Annotated in this window: 17 protein-coding genes and 3 pseudogenes; 4 read left to right on the top strand and 16 right to left on the bottom strand. The window is 63.1% G+C overall.

What is annotated here, in order from left to right; all coding sequences use genetic code 11:
* Positions 1-530: pseudogene (locus V5B40_RS20370) on the bottom strand (DUF1269 domain-containing protein); the annotation flags it as partial.
* Positions 531-978: 448 nt separating this feature from the next.
* On the opposite strand from V5B40_RS20370, the gene V5B40_RS20375 reads away from it, so the two are divergent.
* Both V5B40_RS20375 and V5B40_RS20380 read left to right on the top strand, forming a co-directional pair.
* Positions 979-1,542, top strand: a complete 564-nt coding sequence (locus V5B40_RS20375) for a hypothetical protein (RefSeq protein ID WP_332356222.1) — start codon at positions 979-981, stop codon at positions 1,540-1,542.
* A gap of 175 nt (positions 1,543-1,717) precedes the next feature.
* Complete coding sequence (locus V5B40_RS20380) at positions 1,718-2,344, top strand: TMEM165/GDT1 family protein (protein ID WP_332356223.1); 627 nt, start codon at positions 1,718-1,720, stop codon at positions 2,342-2,344.
* Between the two features lie 153 nt (positions 2,345-2,497).
* Here V5B40_RS20380 and V5B40_RS20385 read toward each other — a convergent pair whose 3' ends face one another.
* The 3 genes from V5B40_RS20385 to V5B40_RS20395 form a co-directional block, all read right to left on the bottom strand.
* The gene (locus V5B40_RS20385) at positions 2,498-2,965 is read right to left on the bottom strand and encodes an alkaline phosphatase family protein (RefSeq protein ID WP_332356224.1); all 468 of its coding nucleotides are present in this window, start codon (positions 2,963-2,965) and stop codon (positions 2,498-2,500) included.
* Between the two features lie 431 nt (positions 2,966-3,396).
* Positions 3,397-3,597, bottom strand: a complete 201-nt coding sequence (locus tag V5B40_RS20390) for a type II toxin-antitoxin system YafQ family toxin (protein ID WP_434735895.1) — start codon at positions 3,595-3,597, stop codon at positions 3,397-3,399.
* Positions 3,598-3,599: 2 nt separating this feature from the next.
* Positions 3,600-3,863: a type II toxin-antitoxin system RelB/DinJ family antitoxin gene (locus V5B40_RS20395; RefSeq protein ID WP_332356226.1), complete on the bottom strand. Its 264-nt coding sequence runs from the start codon at positions 3,861-3,863 to the stop codon at positions 3,600-3,602.
* 143 nt (positions 3,864-4,006) lie between these two features.
* On the opposite strand from V5B40_RS20395, the pseudogene V5B40_RS20400 reads away from it, so the two are divergent.
* Positions 4,007-4,259: pseudogene (locus V5B40_RS20400) on the top strand (Tn3 family transposase); the annotation flags it as partial.
* Positions 4,260-4,635: 376 nt separating this feature from the next.
* On the opposite strand, the gene V5B40_RS20410 reads toward V5B40_RS20400, so the two are convergent.
* Positions 4,636-4,911, bottom strand: coding sequence for a type II toxin-antitoxin system RelE/ParE family toxin (locus tag V5B40_RS20410; RefSeq protein WP_332356228.1), 276 nt, complete (start codon positions 4,909-4,911; stop codon positions 4,636-4,638).
* Positions 4,911-5,180, bottom strand: a complete 270-nt coding sequence (locus V5B40_RS20415; RefSeq protein ID WP_332356229.1) for a CopG family ribbon-helix-helix protein — start codon at positions 5,178-5,180, stop codon at positions 4,911-4,913. Before V5B40_RS20415 ends, V5B40_RS20410 begins: the two co-directional genes overlap by 1 nt.
* A 394-nt stretch (positions 5,181-5,574) precedes the next feature.
* On the opposite strand from V5B40_RS20415, the gene V5B40_RS20420 reads away from it, so the two are divergent.
* Entirely contained in the window at positions 5,575-5,706 is a 132-nt protein-coding gene (locus V5B40_RS20420) for a DUF6904 family protein (protein WP_332356230.1), read from the top strand.
* A 38-nt stretch (positions 5,707-5,744) separates the two neighbouring features.
* On the opposite strand, the gene cydB is transcribed toward V5B40_RS20420, so the two are convergent.
* The 10 genes and pseudogenes from cydB to V5B40_RS20465 all read right to left on the bottom strand — a co-directional run bounded on the left by cydB (position 5,745) and on the right by V5B40_RS20465 (position 17,164).
* On the bottom strand, positions 5,745-6,752 hold the full coding sequence (gene cydB / locus V5B40_RS20425; RefSeq protein WP_332356231.1) for a cytochrome d ubiquinol oxidase subunit II: 1,008 nt from the start codon (positions 6,750-6,752) through the stop codon (positions 5,745-5,747).
* Positions 6,749-8,164, bottom strand: a complete 1,416-nt coding sequence (locus V5B40_RS20430) for a cytochrome ubiquinol oxidase subunit I (RefSeq protein WP_332356232.1) — start codon at positions 8,162-8,164, stop codon at positions 6,749-6,751. The genes cydB and V5B40_RS20430 overlap by 4 nt, the downstream gene beginning before the upstream one ends.
* A gap of 18 nt (positions 8,165-8,182) precedes the next feature.
* The gene (locus V5B40_RS20435) at positions 8,183-8,950 is read right to left on the bottom strand and encodes an SDR family NAD(P)-dependent oxidoreductase (RefSeq protein WP_332356233.1); all 768 of its coding nucleotides are present in this window, start codon (positions 8,948-8,950) and stop codon (positions 8,183-8,185) included.
* A 66-nt stretch (positions 8,951-9,016) separates the two neighbouring features.
* Complete coding sequence (locus V5B40_RS20440) at positions 9,017-10,222, bottom strand: MFS transporter (RefSeq protein ID WP_332356234.1); 1,206 nt, start codon at positions 10,220-10,222, stop codon at positions 9,017-9,019.
* Between the two features lie 12 nt (positions 10,223-10,234).
* A pseudogene (locus tag V5B40_RS20445) lies at positions 10,235-11,781 on the bottom strand (GMC oxidoreductase).
* Positions 11,778-13,655 (bottom strand): MGH1-like glycoside hydrolase domain-containing protein, encoded by a 1,878-nt coding sequence (locus V5B40_RS20450; protein WP_434735893.1) that lies wholly within the window; start codon positions 13,653-13,655, stop codon positions 11,778-11,780. The pseudogene V5B40_RS20445 and the gene V5B40_RS20450 overlap by 4 nt, the downstream one beginning before the upstream one ends.
* Positions 13,652-14,533 carry a hypothetical protein gene (locus V5B40_RS25340; protein WP_434735894.1) on the bottom strand — a complete coding sequence of 294 codons (882 nt, stop codon included), beginning with the start codon at positions 14,531-14,533 and terminating at the stop codon, positions 13,652-13,654. The genes V5B40_RS20450 and V5B40_RS25340 overlap by 4 nt, the downstream gene beginning before the upstream one ends.
* Before the next feature lie 14 nt (positions 14,534-14,547).
* Positions 14,548-16,005, bottom strand: coding sequence for an efflux transporter outer membrane subunit (locus V5B40_RS20455; protein WP_332356235.1), 1,458 nt, complete (start codon positions 16,003-16,005; stop codon positions 14,548-14,550).
* A complete protein-coding gene (locus tag V5B40_RS20460; protein WP_332356237.1) occupies positions 16,005-16,337 on the bottom strand; it encodes a hypothetical protein in 333 nt (110 codons plus the stop codon). The genes V5B40_RS20455 and V5B40_RS20460 overlap by 1 nt, the downstream gene beginning before the upstream one ends.
* Entirely contained in the window at positions 16,334-17,164 is an 831-nt protein-coding gene (locus V5B40_RS20465) for an HlyD family secretion protein (RefSeq protein ID WP_332356238.1), read from the bottom strand. The genes V5B40_RS20460 and V5B40_RS20465 overlap by 4 nt, the downstream gene beginning before the upstream one ends.
* Positions 17,165-17,174 lie beyond the last annotated feature (10 nt).

Consider the following 17,174-nt stretch of genomic DNA (forward strand, 5'->3'; position numbering starts at 1 on the left):
CGGCAGCCTGCGTGCCGTCAGCCGGCAGCCGGTAAGCTGTACCTTGGCGGTGTCTGAGCACGGCCTGCAGCTTGTCTTCCTCTTCGTGCGTCAGCGAAGTCTTGATGACCTTGCCGCCGGTACCCTGCAACTCGGCCAGCACCTTGTCGGGTGTCGCCTTGCGGACCAGCACGAAGAGCACCGAAGTGCCGTTCTTGAACGATGCGGCGAGGTTCTTCATGAAGTCGTCGTTGATGCCGACGTCGGTCAAGGCGCCACTGACCGCGCCAGCACCTGGCGCCAACGGCCATGCCGAGCAGCGGGCTCATGAAGATCAGGCCGATCAGGGCGCCCCAGAAACCGCCGCTCAAGGCGCCGGCGGCGGCAAGTTTGTACATCTGATGCAGCTTCACCTTGCCCTGGTCGTCCTTGACGGCGACCACTGCATCTTCGAGATCGATGAGGTATTCCTGCTGCATCTTGCGCAGCATGGTGCGGACTTCCTCGGCTTTGAATTGGTCTTCGTAGGCGATGACTACCAGGTTGCTCATCAAGAATTCTCCTGTGCTGCGGTTGGCTTGCGGTAATTACCCGGGAGCACCGGCCCGTCGCCGGTCGCGGCGCCTTTCAATTTTTGCCAGAAACCAGCTTGCGTGGCCTTCAATGGCGACCATCACGGCTTCGCGCTGGCCGCTCTTCGCGTAGGCCCTTGCAGCGTGGACGACCTGCGGCGAATTGCGCCATCATCATAAACCCTGGCACGGCGAAGTGTTTCGGCGCCCGACATTCTACCTCAGCGCAGTGCGACCGGATGAAGCAGGCCGAAGCACATGCACGGCAAATTCGTCTGGTCGCACGACACAGAACACAAGCAGCCGAGCTTGGCAGGCCCGTCCTGGCAAACCGCTGCCGCAGACGAAGAAGTGCCTGAAAATGCTATATTTCCCATATTCCGTTTCGCCGCACCACCCTGAGCCGCAGCACAACTGGATGATTGACATGAAAACCATTCATTACTTCCTCCTCGGGATTTTCGTCTCGGCAAGCGCCGCCGCGCAAACAATCTACGAAACGCCAGGCAAGAACGGCCCCGTCTTCTCGGACCTGCCGAGTGAAGGCAGGGACTTGCCGAGTCCAGAGACGACCGAGATGAAGCTGCCGCCGCTCAACCTCAGCGACTCACCGCCTACCTCCCCGCCGGCCCAGCCGACGCCGGCTCCCGCCGCCGCGCCCTACCAGTCGCTAAGCATCAGCCAGCCAGCCAGCGGCGGCACGATCCATTCGAATACCGGCCAGTTTTCCGTCCAGGTGGCCATCGATCCGGCGCTGCAGGTCGACCAGGGAGATGTCCTGGTCGTCAGCCTCGACAACTATGTGCTGCCCAGGACGCATACAACGCTGCAGTTCGAGATCAGCGCCTCGGAATGGCAGATGGCGGTAGCCGATAATGTCGAGCATCAATTGCAGGTCTCGGTAATGGACCGTTCGGGCAAGCTGCTGCTCACCTCTGCGCCGCAGAACTTCTACGCCCACCGCGCAACCCGAAGCCACCGCGCACGATAGACTCGGCGGCGTAGAAATGGCGGCGATCGCGCGCCTTCAACATGCCTACGGACTTATTCCCGACGAGTTATACTCGCGCCGGCCTCGGGGTGTTGATCATTGAGCACCCCCAGCGTGGCTTGACCACAGTCAGGCGGCTTTTCCCGAAACCAGGATCGACCGGCGGCAGAACCTCATGGAATCTTTGGCATCCCTACTGAGTACTGGCAATCTCGTCGACCTGTCGGCCACGGCGGCAACCAGCTTTGCCCTGATCGCCGCCGCCGAGGTCGGCGACAAGAGCCAGCTGGTGTGCATGACGCTGGCCTCGCGACACCGCCCGGCGCCGGTGATGCTCGGTGCCCTGGCCGCCTTCTCCTTGCTGAATACGCTGGCGGTGGTCTTCGGGGTGGCCATTGCCAACTGGTTACCGCAATACGTGGTGGGCGCGATCGTCGCCATCCTGTTCGCCCTCTTTGGCCTGCATGCCTTGCGCGCCAAAGACGACGAAGACGATGAAGAAGTCGAGGAGAAAAGCGGCCATGGCATTTTCTTCACCACCTTCGTCTTGCTGACCGTGGCCGAGTTCGGCGACAAGACGCAACTCGCTGTCGTCGCCCTGAGCAGTACACAGCCTCCAGCCGCCGTCTGGCTCGGCGCCACCCTGGCACTGGTCGCCACCTCAGCGCTGGGAATCCTGGCCGGTCGCACCCTCCTGAAGAAAATCCCGATCGCGCTGCTACACCGGATCAGCGGCGCTTTCTTCCTGATCCTGGCGCTGGTCGCCGCCTGGCAGGCTTACACGGCGTACAGCGGAACGTAGTAGTAGCAGCGATGCTTCCCGGATGGCACCGCTTGCCCGCTGCGCGTGCTTCAGCCTGTCGGCTGGCTTTGCCCTCAGCGAGCTTGGGCGGGGGTGTCGAACTCGGGCGGCAGCTGCATCCCAACTCCCTGGCGTGTGCCACCAGGCCGGGGATCACGCTCTTCCCGAGGCTGCTGCTGCATCGGCCGATGACGTCGGGGTCCACGGTCCACTCCGGCACCGGTTGGGCGGGGAACTCGGGCCACGTGTGCGGGGGTCGCGTGGCTCATCGCGGGTGAAGACGCCCGCGAAGCTGCGGGCGGTCGCGTCACGCCCAGTGAGAGGCTCGCCGAGATCCCACATCTTGCGGAGCGTCGCGATCAGCGAGGTGTGCCGGTATTCCTCGTTGAACACCGAGCCGGGCTCGACCCAGGGCGAAACGATGATCGCCGGGACGCGGTAGCCGGAGCGGTCGAAGGTGAACCCGAACTCACCGGCCGGCGCGGCGGGGTCGGGTGGGGAGACGCGGCCGGGTGGCACATGGTCGTAGGTCCCGCCTGGCTCATCCCACCCGATGAGCAGGGCGGTGTTCCAGACGTTCGTGCCGGTCTCAGAGGTTGCTGACCGGTAGGCCTCGAACACCCGTTCCAGCAACTGGCCGTGATGAACATCTATCCATAACCGCCATTAGTAGACACCTCGAGAATGGTGAACACAAACGGCGCGACGGTCAGGTGGTCACCAACCTGCAGATCGCCGAAAACCACCGTAATCCTGAAAAGCAATGATCGCGAGCCCGTATCGTCTACAACTGTGGGCGGGGCGACGATCCGGCCACGGTGGAGCGACGTCGCCGACTGGCGCGAAGTCTCCTGCGTCGCTGTTCTCCCGAGGAGATCGTCGCGAAGGGGTCGAGTGGTCGTTGGTCTGTGCTTTGGGTTGTAAGCCGGAACCGCCGAAAATTCCATCATCTCCACGCCGGCCCTGCCACGAGCGCATCCAGGCCCAGATCGATCACCTTGCCGTCGCTTTGGAAGGTGTAGTGTTCGTTCCACATTGATGATCTGGCTTGCTCACAGGCCAAGTTCGCTGTACGAACCGAGACGGACGAGCTGGAGTACGTTGTCGTCCGGTTTTCTGTAAATCAAGACCAAGTCGGGCTTGACGTGACAATCCCGGTGGTCCATCCAATCCCCACTGAGCGAATGATCATGGCGCTTGTCGGTGCGGCCCCTTGGTTTCGCGCTTGTAGTCACGCTTGAACTGGCCTGCATGTTCAAGCTTCCGCATTCAGATCCGCCATGAGGTCCTCGACCGTGGCGAACGACTTCAGGCCACCATTGCGCGCCTCCTTCATCGCTTCGATAGTATCGATGTTCGGAACCAGTGGCTCGAACGGTAGTGCCTTCTCGAGGGCGACGCGGGTCAGCATGATGCGGAAAGCATCCGACACGGTCAGCCCCATCGCCGCAAGCACGGCGGTCGCCTCTTCCTTAATGTCCTCGTTGATTCTGGCACGGACAACAGCATTTGCGGGCATGATCTGATCCTCCAAGTTAATGAGCCACATTGTAGCTCACGCGACACTAAGGCGCATCCGTTGCGCTTTGGCCGGATGGCGGAAAGCATCCGTTTTTGGTATCTGAACGATCAACCCGAGGACACCTCCAAGTGGCCACGTCGGTCGGTGGAAAGAAGGAATTGACCGGCGCACTGACATCGAAATCGAGACCAGCAACCAGTGCGCACGCCTGATCGCCAACGCCCTCATCTACTACAACTCGGCCATCCTGTCGCGGCGGCTGACAAAGTTCGAGGCAGGCGGCAATACCAAGGCACTGGCGCTGATCACGCAGATTTCGCCAGCAGCCTGGCGGCACATCCTGCTGAGCGTGCCAAGGTGATCGACCTGGATGCGCTCGTGGCGGAGCTGGGGGAACGGAATTTTCTGGGGTTCCGGCTTACACCCCCTGTTCCCTACGGCGAACGCGGCGCAGCCAAAGCCGCCGGAGCTTTGTGGGACAAAGGGCCACGAAATCCTGGCTTGCCGGCGCGAGACGAGTTCGCTGAGGCTTTGCGCTCGATCGGCTGTGTCGTGAGCGGCGAGCAACCCATGATGGATGGCAAGAAACAGCGCATCAGCCTCGAAGGCGAGAAGCTCAGCGAGAAAGCCAGCTCAGGCTTCTATGTTGGCCACTTTCTTGCAACGTTGGCTCACCGGAAAACACCTGCAGACTGTTCTTGATTGGCGCTCCCCTTTCACGATCCTGCGCCGTGGCCTAGCTCACCCACCAGGTTGGCGGCAGGACCTATCAGCGATCCTCTCGGGTGTGCCACAGCCGCAGCACGTAGATGGAAGTTTCCGTAAGTTCATAGCGCATCTCGTAATGCCCCACGAGAATCCGGCGCACCTCGCGCGGCTCGAACTCATCAATCCGTTCGCCGATGCGTGGGTTGGCCAGCAAGGCAGACGGCGCGGCCGCGAGCGCCTGTACGGTGCGCGCAGCCGCCGGCTTGTTTACCGGGGCCATAAAATCGTATAGACGAGCCAGGTCGGAGAGCGCCTTGCCAGTCCATTTCAGGTCCATCAGCGCGGCGCCGGCAATGACGTGTCGGAGCTGAGGCTATCCGCCCATGTCTGCACGGCTTGGTGGTCGATGACCCGGCCGGCATCCACATCGGCCAGTGCCTCGCGGGTCAGACGACTGCGCTCTTCCTCCTGGTCGATCCAGGCCACCAGCGCTTGTTTCATGATCCAGCCACGCGACCTTTCCAGCCGAGCGGCCATCTGATCGACCTTCTCGGCCAAGGGGATGGGAACGTGTGCGGTCAGCACTTTGGTTTCGGTCTGTGCCATTGCGAAATCTCCTTCGTTTGCGGGACAGCTCTGCTCATTTGTGATTGAACTGTAATCATAGTGATTTACAGTGAATCATTCAAGCAAGGTGTCATCTTGAGCTGCGCTTCAGCGTAGCGTCAGGTGAACGCTCAAGTCACGTCAGATTAGGGCCGCTTTCGGCCTTGTCTGACGTTGCTGCAAGCCCAACGTCGTAGGCTTGAACCTGACAGGTTCGCCGCTAGCGTGCTTTATTTTCCGTTTTCTGAGACGACCCCACTAACGGTCATGACATGTCGAGACACCCCTGATCATGAAAGTCATGCCGCCCGCTCTTCCCCCGGCCCTTCTCCCGCAAGGAGAGAAGGGAGTTTCGTGAGTCGCATACGCGACTTTCACATTAAGGAGGCACCCGATGCTCGAATTCAAACTTACGCCACACCCTGCCGGGCTGAGCCTGTGGGGTGACTATGCCGCGCTTGAACGGCTGCATGGGTTCGTTCACCGCGTCGTCGCGGCACATGGCGTTGATGGCCGCTCAGGGTAGAAAGTCGGTTCGCCGGACAGGGTTATCGCGTTTAAAAATCAACCGTAGCCGGTGCGCACCTTGCCGCGAAACACCCAGTACACGCCGATGGTGTAGATGGCGATCACCGGCAGCACCACCACGCCGCCGTAGAACAGAAACTGCAGCGAAGCCTCCGGGGCGGCAGCATTGGCCACGGTGATGGCATAGGGCACCATGTACGGCCAGAACATCACCCCGAGGGTCAGGAAGGCGCTCACGAAAAACAATGCCGTGCAGGCAAGCGGCCAGGCATCGCGCCGTGCACGGGCAGCCCATGCCGCGCCCAGCAGGGCGACCACGCCGAGCAGCGGAAAAACCCAGCCCCAGGCGCGGTCAGCCAGGTGGCCCTGCACCACCGCGCCGGTATCGACACTCAGCACCGTGGCAAAAGCCGCAGCGATGATCACGAAGACGATGGCCAGCAGCCAGCCAATGCGCGCATAGGCCCAGTCGCGCAGCACACCGTCGCTCTTCAGGACAATCCAGCCGGCGCCGAGCAGCGCATAACCGAACACCAGGCCGATGCCGGTGAGCACCGCGAACGGATGCAGCCAGTCGAAGGAGCCGCCGACGTACTGGCCGTCGACGACGCGGATGCCACGCATCATCGCGCCCACGGCCGCGCCCTGCACGAAGGCGACGACGATCGAGCCGATGAAGAACCCCCCGTCCCACAGCCAGCGCAGGCGCTGGCTGCGGTAGCGGAACTCGAAAGCCACGCCGCGGAAAATCAGGCCGAACAGGAGCAGCAAGACAGGAATGTAGAAGGCGCTCAGGAACACCGCATAGACCGTCGGGAAAGTGGCGAAAAGCCCGGCGCCGACGATCACCAGCCAGGTCTCGTTGCCGTCCCAGAACGGGGCGATGGTGTTCATCATCGACACGCGCTTGGCCTCGTCGGCGGTGGTACCGAAGAGAATGCCGACGCCCAGATCGAAGCCGTCGAGAATCACATAGACCATGATCGCCAGGGCGATCACCCCGGCCCAGAACAACGCCAGGTCGCTGGGTGGAAGCTCGCTCATCGCTCTTGTCTCCCGGTACGCCCGGTGGCAGTAGCGGCATCGCCGGCGAAAGCCAGCGGCCGACTGCCGGTGGCGCCGCTAACAGGCGCTGGTTTCGTGTCCGGGCTTGGGCCATCACGCAGCAGACTGTAGATGTAGTACAGGCCGAAGCTGTACACGACCGCATAGACCAGCACGTAGCCGGCCAGCGAGAAGGCCACGTCGCCGGTGGTCAGCGATGGGGTGACCGCATCCCTGGTGCGCAGCAAGCCATAGACCACCCAGGGCTGGCGGCCGACTTCGGCGGTGTACCAACCGGTGAGGACGGCAATGAACCCGGTCGGAAACGACAGGTAGGTGCACCACAGGTACCAGCGCTTCGTCTCGAGTTGCCCACGCCAGCGCAGGAAGTTGCCGAACCACGAGACCGCCAGCATCACCAGCCCCATGCCGACCATGATGCGAAAGGCGAAGAACGGGATCACGACCGGCGGTCGATCCTCTTTCGGGAAGGACTCGAGCCCGACCTCGGCCGATGTCCAGTTGCCCGAGGCGATCATGCTGCCGAGCTTGGGGACGGTGATCGCGAACAGGTTGCGCTCGTTGGCCTCGTCTGGCCAGGCCATCAGCACTTCGCTGGCCGGCTGCTCGTTCTTCCAGCGCGCTTCGATGGCCGCGAACTTGGCTGGCTGATGCTTCAGCACATACAGCCCGGTCAGGTGGCCGAAAAACAGTTGCACCGGAATCAGCACCGCCACCAGACCGAGGCCCCAGTGCAGCATGACCCGGCCTTCGTCGCGGTGCACGCCGCGCAAGGTGTACCACGCACCGGTGGCGGCCACGCACATGGCACTGGTCAGGAAAGCGGCCAGCAGCATGTGCGGCCAGCGCACCATCTGCACCGGGCCGAGGACGATCTGCATCCAGTCGGCGGGGACGATCTTGCCGTCGACGATTTCGTGGCCCAGCGGCACCTGCATCCAGCTGTTGTTGGCCAGGATCCAGAACGAGGAGAACATGGTACCCAGCGAGACCATGCAGCAGGCGAAGAAATAGAAACGCGGCGACACCCGTTCGCGGCCGAGCAGCATGACGCCGAAGAAAGTGGCTTCGAGCATGAAGGCGGTGAACGCCTCGTAGCCGAGCAGCGGCCCCTGGATCGAGCCGGTCTTCGCGGCCAGCACGCTCCAGTTGGTGCCGAACTGGAAGGCCATGACGATGCCGGTAACCACGCCCATGCCGAAGGATACGGCGAAGACCTTGATCCAGAAGTCGAAGACGCGCCGGTACAGGGCATTGCCGGTGAATAGCCGCGCGCCTTCGATGGTCGCCAACCACGCCGCCAGGCCGATGGTGAAGGCCGGGAAGATGATGTGGAAGCTGATGACGAACGCGAACTGGATACGCGAAAGAATTACGGGGTCGAGTTCCATTGCCGATTCCCATTCCCCCTAGAGGCCGGGGCTTCCCTGCATGATGCCGCCGTCGGCAAAAATGGTGGTCGCCGTAACGTAACTGGCGCCGTCGCCAGCGAGGAAGGCGACGACGCTGCCGATCTCGGAAGGCTGCGCCATGCGCCCCAGGGGGATGGCATCGTCGAGCTTCTTGAGCTGCGCGGGATCGTTCATCGTCGCGGTGTTGATCGGCGTGGCGATGGCACCCGGACCGACGCCGACAACGAGGATCCCGTGCGGCGCGAGTTCGACGCCGGCGGTGCGCGTGAGCATGCGCATGCCGCCCTTGGACAGGCAATAGGGCGTGTTGCCGGGCATCGGCCAGTCTTCATGCACCGAGGTGATGTTGATGATCCGCCCACCACCGCCCTGCTTGATCATCTGGCGTGCAGCCAGCTGGGTGCCGAAGAAAGCGCTCTTCAGATTGATCGCCAGGACTTTTTCGTATTGCTCCTCGGTGGTGTCGAGAATCGACGTGCGCGTTTCCACGCCGGCGTTGTTGACCATGATGTCCACACGACCGAAGGCGTCGACGGCGGCGGCAATCAGCGTTTCCAGCTCGGCCACCTGGCTGACGTCGGCATGCACGCCGATGGCCTGGTCGCCAAGCGCGCGGACCTGCTGTTCCAGTTCTTCGGCAGTCTCGGGATGGACCACGTAATCGATGACGATGTTGGCGCCCTGGCGGGCAAGTTCGAGGACGATGGCCAGGCCGATGCCGCTGTTGCCGCCGGTGACTATGGCGACTTTTCCTTTCAGGTTCATGCTGATCTTCCTTTTCTGAGGGTGATTATTGTTGGCACAAGCTCGCGCAGCCGCGCGCGCGACATTTCAGGGCCCGGTCGGCGTAGCTTGCGGGCCGCGGACGACAAAAACGGCCAGCACCGCCATGCTCAGCGCGACTACCGTCGTCGCGCCGAAAATGACGTTCAGGTCGAGGCCGGCCCGGCTTTGCAGCGGTCCGACGCCGAATGCGGCGATACCGTAACCGATCTGGTAGAAAGCGATCAGCCCGCCGGCGACCGAGCCGGCCATGCGCGGCAGTTGCTGCTGGCCGAAGCTGATCGCCAGCGGCAGCAGCGCCGAGCAGCCGAGGCCGGCGAGCGCGAAAGTCGCAATACCGAGCGCGGGACCGCCCTTCGGCAGCAAGGCGGCGCCGACCAGTGCGGCAGTGACGACCCAGGGCAGGAGTTGGCAGCTTCGCTGCGGTGGAAAGAACTTCTCGATGACTGCGAAGAGAATCCGTCCGGCGGTCACCGAGCCCCAGAAGAAGGTCAGCGCGAGCGAGGCCATGGTCGCGCTCGCGCCAAGTTCCTTGGTCATGTACAGCGACGCCCAGTTAGCATTGATCGTCTCGCAAACGCCGTACACCAGCGCGAAGGCGGCGAACAGCCAGAAGCGCGCCGGCAGCCTGCTTCGTCCTTCCGCTCCGCCCTGGACGCTCGCCGGCGCGCCTTCGTTCAAGGGCAGGCGTCGACTGAAGAGCAGCAGCGCGACGATCGCCACCGCCACGCCCACCGGTAGTCCCCACCAGATTCCCAGGCCGACGAACAGCGCCACGAACAGCGGCGCCAGCGCGGTGCCCAGGCCGAGCAGGGCGTTCAATGCGAGCACCGCCCGGTCGACGCGCTGCGGGAAAAAGGCCGCGGCAAAAGTGTTCAGCGTCGGCACGGTAAACCCGAAGCCAACACCGAGAGACGCCGTGGCGACCAGCAACAAGCCGTAGGCCAGCGCATGCTGACGCATGACCAGGCTGCTGACGATCAGCAGCGCCATGGCCATCAGATTGGCGAGCAGGCCGAGCAGGTAGATGCGCTTCGCGCCGAGCCGGCGCGCCAGGCCGGCGCCGAGCAGCGAGGCGGTAATGGCGGTGATCGCCTGCGGCACGAACATGCCCCCGTACTCGGTGCTCGACAGGCCGTAACCATACTCGTCGGCCCCGGTGAACACCGCGCTGGCCGCCGGGAAGGTCACCAACGCCACGCCCTGCACGACGCCAGCCAGATAGACGGCAGCGATTTCGCTACGTTGGGCCATCGCGACCACCGCTCAGCGTAGGCGTTCGAGCAGGTGGTCACCGACGCGCAGGGCGTTGGCGATTGCCGTCAGCGACGGGTTGACCGCGCCGATGCTGGGAAAGAAGCTGGTGTCCACGACATAGAGGTTATCGACTTCGTGTGCCTTGCAGTTCACGTCGAGCACCGAAGTGGCGGGGTCGCTGCCGAAGCGGCAGGTACCCGCCTGATGGGCGACACCGGCGATCGGAATGTGTTTCCCCAGGTAGAGATTGTTCGGAATCACGTGCGGGTGCATGTCCATGTGCTCGAGCATCGACTGCAGCTTTTGGCGCAGGCGATCGAGAGGCTCGAGGTTGGTGAACTCGTAGTGCAGCTTGATCTCGCCCTGCGCATTCACGGTCACACGGTTCTGCGGCAGGCCCAGGTCTTCGCTGGTCAGCCAGAAGTCCACCGCGTGCCTGGCCATCTGATCGAGCGTGAAACCCGGCGCAAAACTCGGTGCGTCTTCCTTGAACATCGGTCCCTTGGACTTGCCGAGCATCTGGATGTTGCCGAGCGGAAACTCGTAATCGCCTGCGCCAAGGTAGAAATCGTTGATGGTCAGCGTTTTCTGAAACTCGGTGCTGTTCTCGCGCCGGGAAAGCGCGACCAGGGCAACGGCGTTGTGGAACATGTAATGGCGGCCTACCATGTCCGAGCCGTTGGCCAGACCACGCGGATGTTTCGCGTCGGCCGACATCAACAGCAGCCGCGCCGAGTTGGCCGCGCCACAGGAAACGACGACCACCCGGGCGGTGAATTCCTCGCGCCGGCCGTCGCGGTCGACGATGACCTTGCTGACCTCGCGGCCGCTGGCGCTGGTCTCCAGGCGCTGGACATGGGCGCCGGTGAGTAGCGTCACGTTCGGAAATTGCAGGGCAGGACGAACGGCGATGACTTCGGCGTCGGCCTTGGCGTGCACCAGGCAGGGGTAGCCATCGCAGGAATCACAACGGATGCAGCGGCTGTTCGGCCGGTCGGCCTCGTCGAGCATGATCGCGCTCGGCGCATACGAGGGGTGGTAGCCGGCACGGCGCAGGCCATCGGCGATTTCCGCGATGCGCGGCTCGTGGCTGACCGGTGGATAGGGATAAGGTGCGCTGGCCGGCGGATCGGTCGGATCGTCGCCACGCTGGCCGTGCACCTGATAAAGCTGCTCGGCCTGGGTGTAATACGGTTCGAAGCCGCGTAGCCGAGCGGCCAATCGGGCGTCAGGCCGTCGGCCGTGCGGTGGGCGGTGAAATCGTGCTCACGCAGGCGGAACAGCGCCGCGCCATACATCTTGGTCGCGCCACCGACGAAATAATGGACGCCCGGCTGGAACGGCTTGTCGTCGCGATCATGCCAGATGTCGCTGGAAACGTAGCGATTCCTGACGAAGACTTCGTTCACATCCCAGTTCTGTTTTTCGCGCGGCAGATAGTCGCCACGTTCAAGAATAAGGATGCGTTTGCCCGATGGCGCGAGCTTGAGTGCCAGCGTGCCGCCACCTGCGCCACTGCCGATGATGATCACGTCGTAGTCATAGTCATTGCTCATTCTTGGTCCTTGCTCGGCATCGCCGCCGTCGCTGCTGGCCGGGCGACCGGCAGTGAGTCGAACTGGCTGCTGCCCGGCTGAAGAAGTTTCGCCACCAGACCCGTCCAGCCAGTCTGGTGTGAAGCCCCCAGACCGCGGCCGTTGTCGCCGTGAAAATACTCGTGAAACAGGATGTAGTCGCAGAAATGCGGGTCGGTGGCCAGCTTGGGATGCGACTTGAGCACCGGCCGCTGACCGTCTTCGCCCTTCAGGAACAGGCAGCTCAGGCGACGGCTCAATTCATCCGCCACCTCATTGAGGGTCAGAAACTTGCCGGACCCGGTCGGACACTCGACCTTGAAATCGTCACCGTAGTAGTGGTGAAACTGCTGCAGCGACTCGATGATCAGATAATTGATCGGCATCCAGACCGGCCCGCGCCAGTTCGAGTTGCCGCCGAAGAGACCGCTTTTCGACTCGCCCGGCCAGTAGTCGACCTCATAGCTCGTGCCGCCGACGTCGACGCGGAAAGCTTCGCGCTCGTGGATTTTCGAAAGCGCGCGCACGCCATAGGGCGACAGGAAACCACTCTCATCAAGCATGCGGCGCAGCAAGGCCTTGGTACGGTGACCGCGCAGCAGCGAAAGCAGCACGCGATTGCCGCTGCCCGGGACACGCCAGTTCGAGATCAGGGCGGCCAGCGCCGGACGATGCTCGAGGTACCATCCCATGCGCGCCGAGAATTCGGGCAGTTGCGCGACGAGTTCGATGTCCGCCGGCTGCACGGCAAACAGCGGAATCAGGCCGACGACGGAATGCACGCGAAAGGGGATGTTGCTTCCATCGGGAAGACTCAGGTGGTCGTAGTAGAACTGGTCGGTCTCGTCCCAGAGGCCGGACGACTCGTCGCCAACGCCGTTGATGGCACCGGCGATCGACAGGAAGTGCTCGAAGAACTTGCTGGCGATGTCTTCATAGACGTGGTTATGGACCGCCAGCTCGGCGGCGATGCGCAACAGGTTGAGGCAGAACATCGCCATCCAGCTGGTGCCATCGGCCTGGTTGATGAAGCCGCCGGTCGGCAAGGGCTTGCTGCGGTCGAAGCAGCCGATGTTGTCGAGTCCCAGGAAGCCACCCTGGAAGATATTGCGTCCCTGTTCGTCCTTGCGATTGACCCACCAGGTGAAGTTGAGCAGCAGCTTCTGAAAAACGCGTTCGAGAAACACCAGGTCGCCGGGGTCGGACGGGTCGCCATGCTCAGCCTCACGGCGCTGCCGGCGATCGATCTGGAAGACGCGAAACGCCGCCCAGGCGTGCACCGGCGGATTGACATCGCGGAACTCCCACTCGTAGGCCGGTAGCTGACCGTTCGGATGCATGTACCACTCGCGGGTCAACAGGACCAGCTGCGACTTGGCAAACTCGGCATCGATCACCGCCAGCGGCAGGCAGTGGAAAGCGAGGTCCCAGGCGGCGAACCACGGATACTCCCACTTGTCCGGCATCGACAGGACTTCGGCACTGGCGACATGCTTCCAGTCGTGATTGCGGCCGTTTTTTCGTGCCGGCGAAGGCTGCGGCTGGCTAGCATCGCCGTCGAGCCATTTGTGCACGTCGTAATGAAAAAACTGCTTGCTCCAGATCATCCCGGCGAAAGCCTGGCGCTGCACGAGGCGCTCGTCGGCGTTGTCGATCTCGCCTTGCAAGTCGGCGTAGAACTGATCGGCGTCGTTGCGTCGTCGGGCGAAGATGGCATCAAAGTCGGCGAAGGGCGGCGTGGTTTTTCCACCTGCCGAGCGAGGCGCCAGTCGCAACCGCACACGCACGCTGCCGCCCGCGGGCACGCTCAGTGAGTAAAGTGCGCCGGCCTTGGTTCCGGTTTGAGCGGGATTCACCGCCGCGGTGTTGCCGGCGACGACCAGCTCGTGAAAGGCATCCTTGAAGAAGCCTGTCGCCTCGGGCTGGTCAAAGTGACGCCTGGCGTTGGTTTCGTTCTCACAAAAAAGCAGACCGGGCGCGCAATCACTCTCACCGCACCCTCGCCATCGCCATCGAAATCCAGGCGGTAGCTGCCCAACTCCGGGTGCTCGATATTGACGCCGCCGGCCACCGCCGAGAGCGCGGGTTTCGGCGTTCCCGCCTGCCACGACCATGTGTTGCGGCAGCACAACTGCGGCAGCAGCGACAGCTTCGCCGTCTCGGCGCCGCGATTGTGCGCGGTCACCAGCATCAGAATGTCATCGCTTGCCGCCTTCGCGTACTCGACGAAGACGTCGAAGTAGGCATCGTCGTCGAACAGGCCGGTGTCGAGCAACTCGAACTCGGCCTCCTCCGCACCGCGCCGCTGGTTCTCCTGCAGCAGCCGGGCGTAAGGAAATTCCGACTGCGGATACTTGTAAAGCATCTTCAGGAAGGAATGCGTCGGCGTCGCATCGAGGTAGTAGTACAGCTCCTTGACGTCCTCGCCATGATTTCCCTCGCTGTTGGTCAGCCCGAACAGGCGTTCCTTGAGCAGCGGGTCGCAGCCGTTCCACAGGGCCAGCGAGAGGCAGAGCAATTGCCGGTCATCGCTGAAGCCGGCGATACCGTCCTCGCCCCAGCGATAGGCACGACTGCGGGCGTGCTCGTGCGGCAGGTAGCTCCAGGCGTTACCGTCGGGACTGTAGTCTTCGCGGACGGTGCCCCATTGCCGCTCGGAGACGTAGGGACCCCAGCGGCGCCAGTCAGCGCGGCCAGCCTTGTCGTCAGCGAGGCGTTGTTTTTCGGCGGACAATGGCTGCAAGTTTTTCAGTGGGCTGAGTCGGGATCATGGTCGTCAGCGAGTGTCAAAGGTGACGTCGTGACACCCGGCGTGGCATCGAAACTGTCACCAAGCGCCAGATGCAGGCGGACACGGTTGGCGCCCTGGACGGCACGCAGCTTAATGACCGCCGCCTGACCCTGGAACTGCGCCGATTGCAACTGCGCGACCCAGAGCAGGTCCCGGCGCCCTGCCCGATACTGAATGGTGGCAATGCGCACGGCGGCGCTACGGCTGACCACGGCTTGCTCCTCAAAAGGTAGGCGCCTGGCCAGCAACTGCTCATTGGCCAATCCGCTCTCGACTTCACGGAAGGCAGTCAACATGAGCGCGCCGTAAGCGGCGACCGCCTGCGCCTGCTGCGCGCTGGCGATCTCGACTTGTGCGCGTAGCGCGCCGCCTTCGTAGATCGGGATCGATACGCCGATTCCGGCGGCGGCCAGCCACGGATTGAGACGCAGCAGCGAGAGCAGATTGTCGCCGAGTCGGCCAGCGGCCAGTGACAGCGAGAAATCAGGCAGCAGCGCCAGTTGCGCGGCTTCCTGCTGGCGGAAAGCGGCGAGCACTGCGCGCTCGGCGGCGACGATGTCCGGGCGGCGTGCGAGCAGCGAAATGGGCGCCCCGGCACCGGCGGCTGGCGGCAGTCTTGGGTACGACGAGGCCACCGCCAGCGCGGCGGCCGGATAGCGGCCGAGCAGCACCTCCAGGACACGGCGGACTTCGCCGGCGGCCTGACGAGATCCTTCGAGATCGCTCTGTGCCGTCTCCAGCTTGGCGCGCACGTCAACCACGTCGAGGTCGGAATCCTTGCCGGTGGAACGTCTGATTTCCACCAGCTTGAGCAGCTCCCCGAAGACCTGCACAGTCTGCTCGCCGAGTTCGACCAGCTGCCGCGTCTCGATCGCCAGATACCAGGTCTTCGCCACCAGCGCCGCCAGCGATTGCCGTGCTTGCGCGTAATCGAGCGCACTGACTTCGAACGCCGCCTCGGCCGCAGCGCGCTGGGCGCGCAGCCGACCCCAGAGGTCGACTTCCCAGGCCACGCCGACGTAGGCCAGCGTGCTGTTGAAGCTGTCGTCCTGATCCTTGGCGCGAACGCTCCTGGCGCCGAGCTGCCCAGCGATCTGCGGTGCCAGCTGCGCGCCGACGACCAGCAGCTGCTGCTCGGCGACACGCACACGCTCCGCGGCCACGCGCAAGTCGAGGTTATTGGCAATGGCTTCGGCAACGATGGCCTCGAGCAGCGGATCCTGAAAGGACTTGAGCCAGCCGTCGGCGACCGGTCCGGTCGTACCCTCCGCCTGCCAGGCAGCGGGAATGTGAGTCGTCGCCGGCAGCGCCTGCTCGACAACCTCGGATTGCGTCAAGGGGGCCTGCAAGGCACAGCCGGCCAGGGCGACGAGTCCACACAGCCCGCCGAGCAGGATAATGATTGGCGCGCGCATCAGCCGTTGAAGGGGTACAGCCAGTTGAACCAGCTGTAGGCACGGATGCCGATCTTGCGCAACACGACGAAGCCGCTATCGGGGTTGGTGTAGATCGTCGCCCGGCCCTGGGTACCGATCGGAAACTTCGCTTGATCCTCGTCATCGAGGTGGATGGCCACCGCGAACTGCCCCTGTGGCACTTCCACCGGCACGTAGGAAAAATTCGGCAGCGTGCCGCTCGGCAGCATCTGCCCGGCACTGCTGCCCTGCCAGATGGCCGCAACCTTGCCGCGGAAAATCTGCCCGGGATAGAGATCAATCGCCGCCTCGACCATCTGGCCTGGCTTCACGTACTTGAGGTTCTCCTGGAAGAAGTTGGCCAGCAGGTAGCGGTCGGCGTCGCAGATGAAAGAGGCGATGGCGCCGAAACGAACTTCGCCGGCGACCAGACCATTCCCGGCCGCACCTGCAATTTGATGAGGTAGCCGTCCTCGGGCGCCACCATCAGCGTGTTATCGAGGTAGTAGCGCGCCTGATCGAGCTCGGCCTGGATCTCGGCGACGCTCGTATTGACGCCGTTGATCTCGGAGCGATAGCGCAGCCAGGCGCGCTTCTCCTCGGCCTGCGCTTCCTTGACACCGGCCGCATGGGCCGCTGCCTGGGCGCTCCATTTCTGGGCATCTTCCTCGGGGCCGGCGCCCTGCCTGGCCAGCTTGATGGAGAGTTTTTCCTGGTATCTGGCGTACTTCAGCTCGCTACGCAACTTGACGACTTTCTCGACGTTGATCTCGATGTCGCTCTTCATCACCAGCACGTTCTGCGTGGCCTTGGCCAAGGATGCTTCAAGCTGGTTGACCTTGTATTGATAGGGACGACGGTCGAACTGGAAAAGCGGCTGCCCCTTCTTGATCGGCACGTTCGGAGCGACCAGCACCTCGGTCACCAGCGTCGGTTCGGGTAACCGCGGGACCAGCTGAATGGTGTGCTGGATGAGCTTCGCCTCGGCGGCATAAGGAGCGACGAAACGCAGGCCGAGCATGAAGATGATCAACAGATGCAGGCCAACGAAAACCGACACCACTCCCCAGGTGATGTTGAACTTCATCCACTTGAACTTGAAGAACACCAGCCACACCACGAGAGCGTAGCCAAACAGCAGCACAAAACCGAAGAGCATGTTGAGCGCT

It is taken from the genome of Candidatus Accumulibacter meliphilus, assembly GCF_036625345.1.
In the GTDB taxonomy this organism is placed as follows: Bacteria; Pseudomonadota; Gammaproteobacteria; order Burkholderiales; family Rhodocyclaceae; genus Accumulibacter; species Accumulibacter meliphilus.